Below are 14,346 nucleotides of genomic sequence, written 5' to 3' on the forward strand. Positions count from 1 at the left end.
TCCCTTCTTTTTATACTAGTTAGTCGATTACTGCACCTGATTTTTTTGCAACACGAACTTTTTTACCGTTTTCGATTTTATAACCTACACGAGTCGGCTCGCCAGATTTAGGATCGATTAGCATTACGTTCGAAACGTGAATTGCAGCTTCTTGGCTAACAATTCCACCTTGTGGATTCAATTGGTTAGGTTTTACGTGTTTTTTCACGATGTTCACACCTTCAACAAGAACGCGATCTTGTTTAGGGTAAGCAGCAAGGATTACGCCTTCTTTGCCTTTGTCCTTACCAGTGATTACCTTAACCTTGTCACCTTTTTTTACATGCATGCTGTCGCACCTCCTTGATTGGCACTATCATGAAATTAAAGAACTTCTGGAGCTAGAGAAACGATTTTCATGAAGTTGCTGTCACGTAATTCACGTGCAACAGGTCCGAAAATACGAGTTCCGCGTGGTGATTTATCATCACGAATAATTACACAAGCATTTTCATCAAATTTGATGTACGTACCATCTTTACGACGTACGCCTGATTTAGTACGAACGATAACAGCTTTAACAACGTCACCCTTCTTGACAACGCCACCTGGTGTTGCTTTCTTAACTGTACAAACAACGATATCACCGATGTTAGCAGTTTTACGGCCAGAGCCACCAAGCACTTTAATTGTAAGAACTTCACGTGCACCTGAGTTGTCAGCAACTTTCATACGACTTTCTTGTTGGATCACTTAGGTTACCTCCCTTCGGAAATTGGTTGTTCCGAAATAGTTATTAAATAATAACCGCTTTTTCTACAACTTCAACTAGACGGAATCGTTTAGTAGCTGATAGCGGGCGAGTTTCCATGATACGTACGATATCACCGATTTTCGCTGTGTTTAACTCATCATGAGCTTTAAACTTTTTAGAGTATTTTACACGTTTACCATAAAGCTTGTGCTTTTTGTGAGTTTCAACTAAAACAGAAATCGTTTTATCCATTTTATCTGAAACAACGCGGCCCGTGTAAACTTTGCGTTGATTACGCTCAGTCATACTTGAAAACCTCCTTTATCAGTTATTTGCACTGATTTCTCTTTCACGAATAACAGTTTTCATACGCGCGATTGCTTTACGCACTTCACGAATACGAGCTGTGTTTTCTAATTGACCAGTCGCCAATTGGAAGCGAAGGTTGAAAAGCTCTTCTTTCAGTGATTTCACTTTTAATTCGATTTCAGAAGTGGCAAGGTCACGGATTTCATTAGCTTTCATTAGATTCACCACCAGTTTCTTGACGTTTTACGATCTTACATTTAACAGGAAGCTTATGTGATGCTAAACGAAGTGCTTCACGTGCTACCTCTTCAGATACACCAGCGATTTCGAACATAACTTTTCCTGGTTTTACTACTGCTACCCAGCCTTCAGGAGAACCTTTACCAGAACCCATGCGGACTTCTAGAGGTTTTTTAGTGTAAGGCTTGTGTGGGAAGATTTTAATCCAAACTTTACCGCCACGTTTCATGTAACGAGTCATCGCGATACGGGCAGATTCGATTTGACGGTTAGTAATCCAGCTAGCTGTTTGAGCTTGTAAGCCCCATTCGCCGAAAGATACTTCTTTGCCGCCTTTCGCTTCGCCACGCATGTTTCCGCGGTGTTCACGACGGTATTTTACGCGTTTAGGCAATAACATATTATTTGCCTCCTTCCACAGATTTCTTCGTAGGAAGAACTTCACCACGGTAGATCCATACTTTAACGCCTAATTTACCGTAAGTAGTGTCAGCTTCTGCGTGTGCATAGTCAATGTCAGCACGTAGAGTATGAAGTGGAACAGTTCCTTCACTATAGTGTTCAGCACGCGCGATATCAGCGCCACCTAAACGACCAGATACTTGTGTTTTAATTCCTTTTGCACCAGCACGGATTGTGCGTTGGATCGCTTGCTTTTGCGCACGACGGAATGATACACGGTTTTCTAATTGACGAGCGATGTTTTCAGCTACTAGACGAGCGTCAAGATCAGCACGTTTGATTTCGATAATGTTAATGTGTACACGTTTACCAGTTAACTCGCTAAGGTATTTACGAAGATTTTCAACTTCAGTACCACCTTTACCGATTACCATACCTGGTTTCGCAGTGTGAATTGTAATGTTTACACGGTTCGCAGCACGTTCGATTTCTACTTTAGAAACAGAAGCGTCTTTAAGAGCCGTTTCAATATATTTACGCACTTTGATGTCTTCGTGAAGTAGAGTTGCATAGTCTTTTTCAGCGTACCATTTTGACTCCCAGTCACGAATAATACCAACGCGTAGTCCTATTGGATGTACTTTTTGACCCACGGATTAACCCTCCTTCTTCTCAGATACCACTAGAGTAATGTGGCTTGTGCGTTTGTTAATTGCGCTTGCGCGTCCTTGTGCACGTGGACGGAAACGTTTTAATGTTGGACCTTCATCAACGAATACTTCAGAAACTACTAAAGAGTTGATGTCAAGATCGTAGTTATGCTCAGCGTTAGCAACTGCAGATTTTAATACTTTTTCAACGACTGGAGACGCCGCTTTTGGAGTATGACGTAAAATTGCAACTGCTTCACCAACTTGCTTGCCTCGGATTAAGTCTACAACTAGACGCACTTTACGAGGAGCAATGCGTACTGTACGAGCGATAGCTTTAGCTTGTGTCATTAGGATTTACCTCCTCTCAAAATTAGCGTCTTGTTTTCTTGTCGTCTGCACCGTGACCTTTGTAAGTACGAGTCGGTGCGAACTCACCAAGTTTGTGGCCGACCATATCTTCTGTTACGTATACAGGAACGTGTTTACGTCCATCATAAACAGCAATCGTTAAACCGATGAAGTTCGGGAAGATTGTAGAACGGCGTGACCAAGTTTTAATAACTTGTTTTTTCTCAGAAGCCTCTTGCGCTTCCACTTTTTTCATTAAGTGGTCATCGACAAAAGGTCCTTTTTTCAAGCTGCGACCCATGTAGGAACCTCCCTCCGTGATTCCACCACGGCTCTCACATAGAACCGTAGTTTAACCACTTTATTTTTTACGACTACGGATGATGAATTTATCCGATTTGTTTTTCTTCTTGCGAGTTTTGTAACCAAGTGCTGGTTTACCCCAAGGAGTCATTGGTGATTTACGTCCGATTGGAGAACGTCCTTCACCACCACCGTGTGGGTGATCGTTAGGGTTCATTACAGAACCACGAACTACTGGGCGTTTACCTAACCAACGGCTACGACCTGCTTTACCGATGTTTACAAGTTCGTGTTGTTCGTTACCAACTTGACCGATTGTAGCACGGCAAGTAGCTAAAACTAAACGTACTTCACCAGATTGAAGACGAACGATTACGTACTTATCTTCACGACCAAGTACTTGCGCAGAAGTACCAGCAGAACGTACTAATTGTCCACCTTTACCAGGTTTTAACTCGATGTTATGGATTGTAGTACCCATTGGAATGTTTGCTAATGGTAATGCGTTACCTGCTTTAATATCAGCATCTGGACCAGATACGATTGTTTGACCAACCTCTAGACCTTTTGGTGCTAAGATGTAAGCTTTTGCTCCATCAGCGTAATTAATTAATGCGATATTCGCAGAACGGTTTGGATCATATTCAATAGTAGCAACTTTTGCCGGAATGCCATCTTTAACACGTTTGAAATCGATAACACGGTATTGCTTCTTATGACCACCACCATGATGACGAACAGTGATTTTACCTTGGTTGTTACGACCAGCTTTGCGTTTAGTTGGTTCAAGCAATGATTTCTCAGGCTTGTTAGTTGTAATTTCCGCAAAGTCTAAAGACGTCATATTACGACGACCATTAGAGGTAGGTTTATACTTTTTAATCGCCATTGTGTTTTCCCTCCTTCTTAAGTGTTCAAATCATAAATCCTTTAAGGATTACATTTCGAATAATTCAATTTCTTTGCTGTCCGCAGTTAATTTAACAATCGCTTTACGACGTTTGTTAGTGTAACCACCGTAACGGCCAACGCGTTTGAATTTACCTTTGTAGTTAAGAACGTTTACTTTCTCAACTTCAACACCAAAGATTTCTTCTACAGCGTCTTTTACTTGAGTTTTGTTAGCGCGAGTGTCTACTTCGAAAGTATACTTTTTCTCTGCCATAAGTTCTGAAGAACGCTCAGTAATGACCGGACGTTTTAAAATATCACGTGCTTCCATTATCCAAGCACCTCCTCAACTTTTTCTACTGCAGATTTTGTGAATACAACTTTTTCATGACCTAATAGATCAAGAACGTTGATTCCATTTGCAGTTAAAACTGTTACACCAGGGATGTTACGAGCAGATAATGCTACGTTTTCATCTAGGTCAGCAGTAACGAATAAAGATTTTTTCTCTAAAGAAAGATCTTTAAGGATTTTTGTAAATTCTTTTGTTTTTGGTGCTGCTAGTGTAAGAGCATCAAGAACTAAGAAGTTTTGTTCTACAACTTTAGCTGATAAAGCAGATTTAAGAGCTAAGCGACGAACTTTTTTAGGTAATTTGTAAGAGTAGCTACGTGGAGTTGGACCGAATACGATACCACCGCCGCGCCATTGTGGAGAACGGATAGAACCTTGACGAGCACGACCAGTTCCTTTTTGACGCCATGGTTTACGACCACCACCAGCAACTTCAGAACGGTTTTTAACCTTGTGATTACCTTGACGAAGAGAAGCGCGTTGTGCTACTACAGCGTCGAATAATACTGCTTCATTTGGCTCGATTCCAAAAATCGCATCGTTTAACTCGATTTCACCAACTGAAGCACCTGTTTGACTAAGTACAGATACTTTTGTCATTCCTGTTTCCTCCTTTCCTTAGGTGATTACTTAGCTTTAATTGCAGTTTTAACTGTAACTAGAGCTTTTTTAGAACCAGGAACATTACCTTTAACAAGTAGTAAGTTACGTTCCGCATCAACTTTCACGATTTCTAAGTTTTGGATTGTAACTACTGTGCCACCCATTTGACCAGGTAATTTCTTTTGTTTGAATACGCGGTTCGGAGCAACTGGACCCATTGAACCAGGACGACGGTGGTAACGAGAACCGTGGGCCATAGGACCACGAGATTGACCATGGCGTTTAATTACACCTTGGAAACCTTTACCTTTAGTAACACCTGTTACATCAATTACATCGCCTTCTGCGAAAATTTCTACTTTGACTTCTTGACCAACTTCGTATTCTCCCACGTTCACGTTGCGGAATTCACGAATGAAGCGCTTAGGAGCAGTGTTCGCTTTTGCTACGTGACCTTGTTCTGGTTTGTTAGAAAGCTTAACGCGCTTGTCTTCGAAACCAACTTGGATCGCTTCGTAGCCATCTGTATCAACAGTTTTCTTTTGAAGAACTACGTTTGGAGTAGCTTCGATAACTGTTACCGGGATTAAATCGCCGTTTTCAGCGAAAACTTGTGTCATACCAATTTTTCTACCTAAGATTCCTTTAGCCATTTGTCACACCTCCTGTAAGTTTTAAAAAGTTATATTTTTACCATTAAAGTTTGATTTCGATATCAACGCCAGATGGTAAATCAAGTTTCATTAACGCATCAACAGTTTGTGGTGTTGGGTTAACGATATCGATCAGACGTTTATGCGTACGCATTTCGAATTGTTCACGAGAATCTTTGTACTTGTGAACCGCACGAAGAATTGTGTACACAGACTTCTCAGTTGGAAGTGGAATCGGACCTGATACACTTGCACCTGAACGTTTTGCAGTTTCCACAATTTTCTCAGCAGACTGATCTAAAATACGGTGATCATACGCTTTTAAACGAATACGAATCTTTTGTTTTGCCATTATTTTCCCTCCTTCTCGCCTATTTTCTAGACATTCTCCACGAAAATTTTCCAACGCACCGCCATGGCAAAGCGGCCGGGTGTGTCGGCAACCTCTCGCTTCATCGCAGTCAAAGACCAACATTCAACATTATATACAATAAAAAAAGAATAAGCAAGTCTTTTCGCTAAATTCTTTTAAATGTTGCAGGTATTCATACTACTTAATATTTCTCGCTTATCTAAGCCGTTTATTAGTATATAAAATTTCTATGCATATTGCAACACTTAAGGTTGTTATATCAACGTTTTCGAACATTTCAAACAATTAATTAATCCAAGAACGAGTTCACTTAATCGCTGACAAACTTACTTCGAGGATGTAGTGCTATATCCTAGATGAAAATTATGCCCTTAGTTATGTCTTAATTAATAGTCTATCGTTTCTTTAACAATAAAAAAGCAGTCTCTAATATTTAGAAACCGCTCTTTCTATATCTTTATAAGAAGAACACACATGCAACCCAACCAAATATAATAAGTGGGATGTTAATAAATAGGAACGTCGGCACACACGTATCCCAAATGTGATTATGCTGTCCATCTACATTTAAACCTGCAGTTGGTCCAAGCGTAGAGTCTGAAGCAGGAGATCCTGCATCGCCTAAAGCACCCGCTGTACCTATTAGACAAATAATCGCCAAAGGACTCAATCCTAATCCTTGTGCAAGGGGTACGAATAAGGTCGCAATAATAGGTACTGTTGCGAACGATGAACCGATCCCCATCGTTACGATTAAACCAATAACCAACATAATGAATACAGCAAGACTCTTATTCCCTTGAAGAACTGCTAATGCATTAGTAATTAAGCTATCTACTTGACCTGTGGCGTTAATAACAGATGCAAACCCATTTGCAGCGATCATAACAAAACCAATAAAGGCCATCATTTTCATTCCCTCAGAAAGGATTTCATCTGCTTCTTTCCATTTAAGTGCACCTGTAAAATACATAATCATAATCCCTGCAAAAGCACCAACAATCATCGAATCAGTATAAATTTGCGCACATAATGACACGATTAAAGCCGCAGCCGTTGAAAAAATAACATATTTACTAACATTAACATTTAAAGACTCTGTTTCAACATCATTATTTTGATATTGCCGAGGTTTTCGATAAACAAAAAATGCTATACCTAATCCAATTAGCATCCCTAGAACAGGTATAGCCATCGCTACCGGTACATCACGTGAAGATACCTCCATACCAGCTTCAGATACTTGTGTAGAAACGATATCTTGGAAAATAGCTCCGAAACCAGCTGGGACGAAACTATATGTTCCTATTAAACCAACAGCGATTAATGTTGCAATAATTCGTCGGTCAACCTCTAGTATATTTAAAACCTTTAAGATTGGAGGAATCAGTAATGGAATAAAAGCTATATGAATTGGAATTAAATTTTGTGAGAAAATTGACATCAAAAAGATGAGTAAAAAGATTAAGACCTTTACTAAACCTTTTCGATTACTTGAACCGTTTTTATTTAATATCTTTAAAATCCCTGCAATCATTAATTCAGGAATTCCCGTTTTTGAAATGGCAATAGCAAAACCACCAAGCAATCCATAACTTAAAGCAATCGTTGCACCTGCTCCTAATCCCTCTGTAAATGATTGAACAGTTGCTTCTATCCCCATGCCACTCGCTAAGCCTCCTACAAAGGCCCCCAATACAAGAGAAAGAACAACATTGATACGGAGCAAGCTTAATATTAACATGACAGCTACTGCCACTATTACTGCGTTCATTTTAACACTCCACTTTCACACACTAGATTACTAACAGATTAAACTTTAATCGTCTGCTAATTGAAAGTCAAGATATTTTTATACCTCTATAATAATTTTCCAAGTTCAAACGACGCAAAAAAAAACAGTATGATCTTAAATAATCATACTGCTTTTAGTTTTTTTCCTATTACAGTGATTCGCGAATGACTTTTTTATAATAACCAATAGAAAGTACAGCGAAAATAGCATATAACGCTATATAGCAGCCCATAGCAATCCATAATGGGATTGTTAACTCAGTTCCAAAGAAGAACCACCCTGATTTAACAGCAAAGTAACTATGGAGTAACCCTATTATTAATGGAACACCGAAGTTAAAGGCTTGTTTCATATATATACCTTTCATAATATCTTTTTCTGCAAAACCGATTTTCCTTAAAATTGTGTATGAACCTCTTTCCTCTTCAGCCTCAGACATTTGTTTAAAGTATAAAATACTACCTGTTGTCATTAAAAATGCTAAAGCTAAAAAGGCCGTTGTAAAAATTGTTATGCCTAATGTTTCAATATTTTCTTGACGCTCACCTTCATAAGATGTTTGCGTAAATTTCATTGTTCTGCCTTCGCTATCTCTAACAGATATAACACCCGAACCTATTGTTTGTTTATACAATTTCTCAGCTAACTCTATATCGCTTTTCGACTCTAATATAATGGTAGTTTGTTTATGAAATTGGAAAAGATCCGATTTTGTAGCAAGCTTTTCAAATACATCATCTGCTACTACAAAAATAGGTCCTCCTGCCCCACCAGTCACAATTCCACTGATAATACTTTCCTTTTGAATATCTACAACATGGAAAGTTTCCTCAAGCTCTCCTGCAGATACTACAATATCACGGTCTTTCTCTAACTTGAACATCGCTTCCATATAACCACCATAGTTTGTTAAGATGGCTTCATTACCAGATACTGATGCCTCAGGAACTCTTTGTTGATAATCAGAAAGTGGAATTGTATAGACAGTTCCTTCCATAGAATAAAAAGGATTACCTTCTTGTTGATCTTCTTCTGGTATTAATTGTCCAACTGCCGCTGTTACACCCTGTAATCGGTAGTCTATTTTATTATAAGCAATTTTATTTTCCTCTAGCTTTTTTAAAAAATCCTGATCATTATCTTCAAGCAATATATAATCACCTGGTACTGAACTATGTGCATGTGCTTCTGATGAATAATACGAAATATATGCTAATGTGGCAATCCCGAGTGATACACCCGTTAAAACAGTAATGAGCGTCAATGATTTTGCATTACTTTTCATACGATGCATAATTGGTGTTAATGCGAGTACATCATGTACAGATAAATGCCCATTTTTCTTTAGACGAATTGAATTCATAATAAATGCTACAGAGAAACGGAAAACGAGAAATGTTCCGCCAATGGTAGAAGCTAAAATAATGATCATATTTAAAAATAAATTGCCTGAATTGTCAATATCGAATAACTTTGTTGATGCATAGTAGCCATATACAATTAACACAAGACCTAAAAAACCGATGACCATTTGTAGTGGACTAAATCGTTTTACACGCTCATCGGCTTGCTTTGCAGCACTGAATAACGATAGTAATGATACGCGATAAATCATCCAAGCCATTTGCACAAGTACAATTACTAGTAGAATGGCAAATACTACGATAGACTGCTGTAATGCCTCTGTACTAAATTTCATTGCCACAAATGTCTCTTTTTCAAGTATGCGCAGTAAGATCATTGCGAATAAGCGTGAGCTAAAGAACCCCGCAAGTATACCTAAAACGACCGCGCCTACAAATAACAGGATACTTTCTACCGCCAATAAGCGTACGATAAGCCCCTTTGTCATCCCTATCAACTGATACAAACCTACTTCCTTACTGCGACGCTTCATAAATAAATGGTTTGCATATAGTACGAAAAACAAAATAATAAAGTACAACATATATGTTGCTGCTTCAAAGCCTGCTGTGGCTGTACCGCTCTGCTGTACAGTAACTAGCACTTCAGGGTTATTTTGCAATGTCACAAAGGAAAAATATAAAGTAACACTAAAAATAAGTGCGAAGAAATATAAATAATAGTGCTTCATATTTTTCTTCATGCTGCGTAACACGAGTTTACTAAGACTCATAACCGTCACCACCTAGCACACTTTGCGTATGCATGATCTCTTGGAAAAATGCCTGTCTCGTTTTATCCCCTTTATATAGCTCACTATAGATGAGTCCGTCCTTTAAAAATAACACGCGTGTACAAAAGCTTGCTGCCACCGCATCATGCGTAACCATCATAATCGTCGCTTTTTTTGTCTCATTAATACTTTGTAGGTTTTTTAAAAGTGCAGTAGCTGATTTTGAATCAAGTGCGCCTGTAGGTTCATCAGCAAATACAAGCGATGGATTTGTAATAAGTGCACGCGCTGCCGATGTACGTTGCTTTTGGCCACCAGATATTTCGTTTGGGTATTTATTTAAAATCTCGGTAATACCTAATAAGTGTGTAAGCTCCTTTAAACGACTCTCCGCAACAGCCTTCGGTAGTTTACTAATGGCTAATGGGAGCAGAATATTTTCTTTCACCGTCAATGTATCTAATAAATTATAATCCTGGAATATGAACCCTAATTGCTCACGGCGGAAATTAGCCAGCGCCTTCTCCTTCATACCACGTAGGTTTTGACCGTTTATTTCAATAACACCTTCTGTTGCAAAGTCAATCGAACACAAAACGTTTAAAAGTGTTGTTTTTCCTGAGCCTGATGGTCCCATAATGCCGACAAATTCACCTTTATTCACTTCTAAATCAATGCCCTTTAAAACCTCTTGAGCTGTTGATTTTTTTCCATATACTTTTTTTACCTTACGACCAATTAAAACTGCCACTTGTAAACGCCCCTTTCTATAGTTCAAGTGTACCCTGTCTACTCCGTCAATTCGTGCGTTTTACATGACAATATAAAAAGGTAGGTGACAATTTCGTCATCTACCTTTTAGTTTGACATATTCATTTTGTAACGGAAAACGTAAGGTAAATATTGAGCCTTCATCTACAGTTGATTGTACACTAATACGAACACCTATCTTATGAGCCACGTTATGCGCTAAATACAAACCCATGCCTGTTGACTGTGCAGATTCTCTCCCAGCTGTTCCAGTATACGACTTTTGAAAAATTCGAGGCAGATCCTCCTTACAAATACCAATGCCTGCATCTTTTATATGTAGTAAAGTTGCGCCCATCGGATCTACCTCCGTAAATATCAACACTTCTGAATTTGTAGGACTATATTTAATCGCATTGGATAAAATTTGTCGCATGATAAAAGCTAGCCATTTACCATCCGTCTTCACTGTCTCCGTTAACTCATCCACATCAAAACCAATACCTTTTTCAATACACCACGCTTGCATAGCTCTTATTTCCTTATAGACAACCGTTCTGAGCTCGATCTCTGCCATATAATTATCTTTTTCAATCGAAGAAAAACGTGTTTGATGTAGCTGCTGATCAACCAATAAATGTAGTCTTAACCACTCAGCTTCCAATTTACGACGTAAAGTTAAATCTTCTATACGGTCTAACATTAAATTAATCGAAGTTAATGGTGCTTTTACCTCATGAACCCAGGCCAAGAGCTCATCTGTATATTCCTGTATCTGTACTTTTGCCTGATTTAACTCCGTATCCTTATCGTAAAAGACATCTTCAATCTTTGTAAAATACGCAGCTTGAAAAGGTGATAACGCTAAGTTTCTACTGTGTGCGTCATCAAGATGGCTGTCCACATTTCCCAGGAAATCCTTCAACTGCCCTACTTCAACTACATACCGCCATATAAAAAAAACTATAAAACTAACAATCAAGGAAACATTCACATACCAAATTGAAACACCAATTAATCCAGCATCTAAAGTGAATAAAACGTTAAGAATAACAATAATAAATACAAAAAAGCCTATCCATGCAAGGCGTTCTTTTAGAAATAAAAGTAACATTTTCACTCACGTCCCCTGCGTTACTGCCATATAACCCAGTCCCTTTTTTGTTAAAATAACATCCTGTAAACCGATATCCTCAAGCTTTGCACGTAATCTATTTACGTTTACAGATAAGGTATTATCATTTACAAAACGCTCATCGTCCCATAACTTTCTCATTAAATCATCTCTAGAAACAATTTGATCAGACTTCTCCACTAAAATACGTAAAATAAAAAGCTCATTTTTAGTTAAGGAAACAAGCTGTCCTTCATACATAATTTCACTTCGTGCATAGTCAATAACTGCACCATTAAATCGTGTAACATCCATCGACTCTTCTACATAATCATATGTACGACGTAAAATGGCCTGTACCTTTGCAAGTAGTACGTCCATATTGAAGGGTTTCTGTACGAAATCATCAGCGCCCATTTGCATTGCCATCACCATATCCATTGGGTGATCCCGTGATGATAGAAAGAGAATTGGCACCTTTGAGATATGGCGAATCTCACGACACCAATGAAAGCCATCATAGGCTGGTAGTTGAATATCAATCAATACAAGCTGTGGCTTTTCCTCAATAAAATCATCCATCACTTTTCGGAAATCTTTAGGACCAATAACTTCAAGAGTCCATTGTGCAAAACGCGTCTGAATCATTTCAAAAATTGATGGATCATCTTCGATCAGCAATATTTTCATCTCCACTTGCAAATTCCCCTTCCATGAAGTGTTTTTATGTACTAAATATGCACAGTATCATAACGTGAGGTTGATTTCCGCTCCGGCTGGGTGCTTTGTCGCTGACGCTTCGCTTTCGCGCAGATAAAACATTTGTCGCTGACGCTTCGCTTTCGCACAGATAAAACATTTGTCGCTGACGCTTCGCTTTCGCACAGAGCAAAGCTTACTGGGGGCGTCCGATGAGCCGCTTGGGGCAACAGATGTTTTTTGCGCGAAAGCGTAGTGCTAACGTAGCGGCAGTAGCACGATGTTGGTCACGAAGGCGTTATCACAGGACGTGATACTCTTAGCCTTCGTTCCTCTACCGCTGATTCCCAAGGAGTCGCCTAGCCTCCACTTCAATCAACTTATATATGGCATACATTTTTAACAAATAGTCATCCTAACTTTTTGAAGATGAACTATTTAAACGATTGTTAGCAATTAAAAGGGATGCGATTCTGCACTGTACTTTATTTTAATCTCTGGCACTAGCTTTCATCGCTAGCAGTTCGTAAAAAAGACTACTAATTCTGCTTTTTTGGTATTTCACCTATTATGTATACATAAAATAATCTAATTCAAATAAGATTATCAAATGTTCTTTACTTATTTTAACATAAAAAACCAATCTGTAAGCGTCCCTACAGATTGGTTTTGAAAAATTAGCTTGCGCTAAAATTATTTTTGGATAGAAGCAACTACGCCAGCGCCTACAGTACGGCCACCCTCACGGATAGAGAATTTAGTACCTTCTTCAAGAGCGATTGGAGCGATAAGTTCTACTGTCATTTCGATGTTATCACCAGGCATTACCATTTCAACGCCTTCTGGTAAGTTACAGATACCTGTTACGTCAGTTGTACGGAAGTAGAACTGAGGACGGTAGTTAGTGAAGAATGGAGTATGACGGCCACCCTCTTCTTTTGATAAAACGTAAACTTCAGCTTTGAAGTTAGTGTGTGGAGTGATTGAGCCTGGTTTAGCTAATACTTGACCACGTTGGATTTCTTCACGAGCTACACCACGAAGTAAAGCACCGATGTTGTCACCAGCTTCAGCATAGTCTAATAATTTACGGAACATTTCTACACCAGTTACAGTTGTAGATTTAGCTTCTTCAGCGATACCGATGATTTCAACTACGTCACCAACTTTAACTTGACCACGTTCAACACGGCCAGTTGCAACTGTACCACGACCAGTGATTGAGAATACGTCCTCAACTGGCATCATGAATGGTTTGTCAGTTTGACGTTCTGGAGTTGGGATGTAAGCATCTACAGCGTCCATTAATTCAACGATTTTTTCTTCCCATTCTGCTTCGCCTTCAAGAGCTTTAAGAGCAGAACCTTTGATTACAGGAAGATCGTCACCTGGGAAGTCATATTCAGATAGTAGGTCACGGATTTCCATTTCTACTAATTCTAATAATTCTTCGTCGTCAACCATATCACATTTGTTCATGAATACTACTAAGTATGGAACACCTACTTGACGAGATAAAAGGATGTGTTCACGAGTTTGTGGCATTGGACCATCAGCAGCAGATACTACTAAGATACCGCCGTCCATTTGTGCAGCACCAGTGATCATGTTTTTAACATAGTCAGCGTGTCCTGGGCAGTCAACGTGTGCATAGTGACGAGTAGCTGTTTCATATTCTACGTGAGAAGTATTGATTGTGATACCACGCTCTTTTTCTTCTGGAGCGTTATCGATGTCAGCGTAAGATTTAGCTGTACCACCCATTTTTTTAGAAAGAACTGTAGCGATTGCAGCAGTTAAAGTAGTTTTACCATGGTCAACGTGTCCGATTGTACCAATGTTAGCATGCGTTTTTGAACGGTCAAATTTTTCTTTAGCCATTAGAGATTGCCTCCTCAAAATTATATGTTTATATTTTTTTTGTAATTATAGAATGCTTGCTGATGGTGAACGGGCCCATCCACCATCCCACAATCATAGCTTACAAAT

Annotated in this window: 20 protein-coding genes; all 20 read right to left on the reverse strand. The window is 39.0% G+C overall.

Annotation, left to right across the window (positions count from 1 at the left end; all coding sequences use genetic code 11):
- Positions 1-19: 19 nt before the first annotated feature.
- Complete coding sequence (rplX, locus tag BFJ97_RS20740; protein WP_053482809.1) at positions 20-328, reverse strand: 50S ribosomal protein L24; 309 nt, start codon at positions 326-328, stop codon at positions 20-22.
- A gap of 35 nt (positions 329-363) precedes the next feature.
- Complete coding sequence (gene rplN / locus BFJ97_RS20745; RefSeq protein ID WP_004233650.1) at positions 364-732, reverse strand: 50S ribosomal protein L14; 369 nt, start codon at positions 730-732, stop codon at positions 364-366.
- Between the two features lie 43 nt (positions 733-775).
- The gene (gene rpsQ / locus BFJ97_RS20750; RefSeq protein WP_053482810.1) at positions 776-1,039 is read right to left on the reverse strand and encodes a 30S ribosomal protein S17; all 264 of its coding nucleotides are present in this window, start codon (positions 1,037-1,039) and stop codon (positions 776-778) included.
- An 18-nt stretch (positions 1,040-1,057) separates the two neighbouring features.
- Positions 1,058-1,258 (reverse strand): 50S ribosomal protein L29, encoded by a 201-nt coding sequence (rpmC, locus tag BFJ97_RS20755; RefSeq protein WP_004233646.1) that lies wholly within the window; start codon positions 1,256-1,258, stop codon positions 1,058-1,060.
- Positions 1,248-1,682, reverse strand: a complete 435-nt coding sequence (gene rplP, locus BFJ97_RS20760; RefSeq protein WP_054767906.1) for a 50S ribosomal protein L16 — start codon at positions 1,680-1,682, stop codon at positions 1,248-1,250. The genes rpmC and rplP overlap by 11 nt, the downstream gene beginning before the upstream one ends.
- Before the next feature lies 1 nt (position 1,683).
- On the reverse strand, positions 1,684-2,337 hold the full coding sequence (gene rpsC / locus BFJ97_RS20765; RefSeq protein WP_025116438.1) for a 30S ribosomal protein S3: 654 nt from the start codon (positions 2,335-2,337) through the stop codon (positions 1,684-1,686).
- 3 nt (positions 2,338-2,340) lie between these two features.
- Positions 2,341-2,685 carry a 50S ribosomal protein L22 gene (gene rplV, locus BFJ97_RS20770; protein WP_004233639.1) on the reverse strand — a complete coding sequence of 115 codons (345 nt, stop codon included), beginning with the start codon at positions 2,683-2,685 and terminating at the stop codon, positions 2,341-2,343.
- 22 nt (positions 2,686-2,707) lie between these two features.
- Complete coding sequence (rpsS, locus tag BFJ97_RS20775) at positions 2,708-2,986, reverse strand: 30S ribosomal protein S19 (protein WP_004233637.1); 279 nt, start codon at positions 2,984-2,986, stop codon at positions 2,708-2,710.
- A gap of 60 nt (positions 2,987-3,046) precedes the next feature.
- The gene (gene rplB, locus BFJ97_RS20780; RefSeq protein WP_068986542.1) at positions 3,047-3,877 is read right to left on the reverse strand and encodes a 50S ribosomal protein L2; all 831 of its coding nucleotides are present in this window, start codon (positions 3,875-3,877) and stop codon (positions 3,047-3,049) included.
- Positions 3,878-3,925: 48 nt separating this feature from the next.
- A complete protein-coding gene (gene rplW, locus BFJ97_RS20785) occupies positions 3,926-4,210 on the reverse strand; it encodes a 50S ribosomal protein L23 (protein ID WP_068986543.1) in 285 nt (94 codons plus the stop codon).
- Entirely contained in the window at positions 4,210-4,833 is a 624-nt protein-coding gene (gene rplD, locus BFJ97_RS20790) for a 50S ribosomal protein L4 (protein ID WP_012296062.1), read from the reverse strand. The genes rplW and rplD overlap by 1 nt, the downstream gene beginning before the upstream one ends.
- Before the next feature lie 26 nt (positions 4,834-4,859).
- Positions 4,860-5,489, reverse strand: coding sequence for a 50S ribosomal protein L3 (gene rplC / locus BFJ97_RS20795; RefSeq protein WP_068986544.1), 630 nt, complete (start codon positions 5,487-5,489; stop codon positions 4,860-4,862).
- 43 nt (positions 5,490-5,532) lie between these two features.
- Positions 5,533-5,841, reverse strand: a complete 309-nt coding sequence (gene rpsJ, locus BFJ97_RS20800) for a 30S ribosomal protein S10 (protein ID WP_004233624.1) — start codon at positions 5,839-5,841, stop codon at positions 5,533-5,535.
- Between the two features lie 478 nt (positions 5,842-6,319).
- On the reverse strand, positions 6,320-7,636 hold the full coding sequence (locus tag BFJ97_RS20805; RefSeq protein ID WP_068986545.1) for a Na+/H+ antiporter family protein: 1,317 nt from the start codon (positions 7,634-7,636) through the stop codon (positions 6,320-6,322).
- A 169-nt stretch (positions 7,637-7,805) separates the two neighbouring features.
- Entirely contained in the window at positions 7,806-9,794 is a 1,989-nt protein-coding gene (locus tag BFJ97_RS20810; RefSeq protein ID WP_068986546.1) for an FtsX-like permease family protein, read from the reverse strand.
- Positions 9,784-10,545, reverse strand: coding sequence for an ABC transporter ATP-binding protein (locus tag BFJ97_RS20815; protein WP_068986547.1), 762 nt, complete (start codon positions 10,543-10,545; stop codon positions 9,784-9,786). The genes BFJ97_RS20810 and BFJ97_RS20815 overlap by 11 nt, the downstream gene beginning before the upstream one ends.
- A gap of 96 nt (positions 10,546-10,641) precedes the next feature.
- Positions 10,642-11,658: a sensor histidine kinase gene (locus BFJ97_RS20820; protein ID WP_068986564.1), complete on the reverse strand. Its 1,017-nt coding sequence runs from the start codon at positions 11,656-11,658 to the stop codon at positions 10,642-10,644.
- A gap of 6 nt (positions 11,659-11,664) precedes the next feature.
- Positions 11,665-12,348 (reverse strand): response regulator transcription factor, encoded by a 684-nt coding sequence (locus tag BFJ97_RS20825; RefSeq protein WP_068986565.1) that lies wholly within the window; start codon positions 12,346-12,348, stop codon positions 11,665-11,667.
- Between the two features lie 57 nt (positions 12,349-12,405).
- Positions 12,406-12,543 (reverse strand): hypothetical protein, encoded by a 138-nt coding sequence (locus BFJ97_RS24915; protein ID WP_175401823.1) that lies wholly within the window; start codon positions 12,541-12,543, stop codon positions 12,406-12,408.
- Between the two features lie 507 nt (positions 12,544-13,050).
- Complete coding sequence (gene tuf, locus BFJ97_RS20830; protein WP_068986548.1) at positions 13,051-14,238, reverse strand: elongation factor Tu; 1,188 nt, start codon at positions 14,236-14,238, stop codon at positions 13,051-13,053.
- Positions 14,239-14,346 lie beyond the last annotated feature (108 nt).

Origin of the sequence: Lysinibacillus xylanilyticus, assembly GCF_001708185.1 — a bacterium.
GTDB lineage: Bacteria > Bacillota > Bacilli > Bacillales_A > Planococcaceae > Lysinibacillus > Lysinibacillus xylanilyticus_A.

Coding starts and splice junctions, on each gene's coding strand:
- rplD (WP_012296062.1), bottom strand. CDS start 4,833: ATGACAAAAGTATCTGTACTTAGTCAAACAGGTGCTTCAGTTGGTGAA.
- rplW (WP_068986543.1), bottom strand. CDS start 4,210: ATGGAAGCACGTGATATTTTAAAACGTCCGGTCATTACTGAGCGTTCT.
- rplP (WP_054767906.1), bottom strand. CDS start 1,682: ATGTTATTGCCTAAACGCGTAAAATACCGTCGTGAACACCGCGGAAAC.
- rpsS (WP_004233637.1), bottom strand. CDS start 2,986: ATGGGTCGCAGCTTGAAAAAAGGACCTTTTGTCGATGACCACTTAATG.
- rpsJ (WP_004233624.1), bottom strand. CDS start 5,841: ATGGCAAAACAAAAGATTCGTATTCGTTTAAAAGCGTATGATCACCGT.
- BFJ97_RS20810 (WP_068986546.1), bottom strand. CDS start 9,794: ATGAGTCTTAGTAAACTCGTGTTACGCAGCATGAAGAAAAATATGAAG.
- rpmC (WP_004233646.1), bottom strand. CDS start 1,258: ATGAAAGCTAATGAAATCCGTGACCTTGCCACTTCTGAAATCGAATTA.
- BFJ97_RS20825 (WP_068986565.1), bottom strand. CDS start 12,348: ATGAAAATATTGCTGATCGAAGATGATCCATCAATTTTTGAAATGATT.
- rpsQ (WP_053482810.1), bottom strand. CDS start 1,039: ATGACTGAGCGTAATCAACGCAAAGTTTACACGGGCCGCGTTGTTTCA.
- rplV (WP_004233639.1), bottom strand. CDS start 2,685: ATGACACAAGCTAAAGCTATCGCTCGTACAGTACGCATTGCTCCTCGT.
- BFJ97_RS20820 (WP_068986564.1), bottom strand. CDS start 11,658: ATGTTACTTTTATTTCTAAAAGAACGCCTTGCATGGATAGGCTTTTTT.
- rplX (WP_053482809.1), bottom strand. CDS start 328: ATGCATGTAAAAAAAGGTGACAAGGTTAAGGTAATCACTGGTAAGGAC.
- tuf (WP_068986548.1), bottom strand. CDS start 14,238: ATGGCTAAAGAAAAATTTGACCGTTCAAAAACGCATGCTAACATTGGT.
- rplC (WP_068986544.1), bottom strand. CDS start 5,489: ATGGCTAAAGGAATCTTAGGTAGAAAAATTGGTATGACACAAGTTTTC.
- rplB (WP_068986542.1), bottom strand. CDS start 3,877: ATGGCGATTAAAAAGTATAAACCTACCTCTAATGGTCGTCGTAATATG.
- BFJ97_RS20805 (WP_068986545.1), bottom strand. CDS start 7,636: ATGAACGCAGTAATAGTGGCAGTAGCTGTCATGTTAATATTAAGCTTG.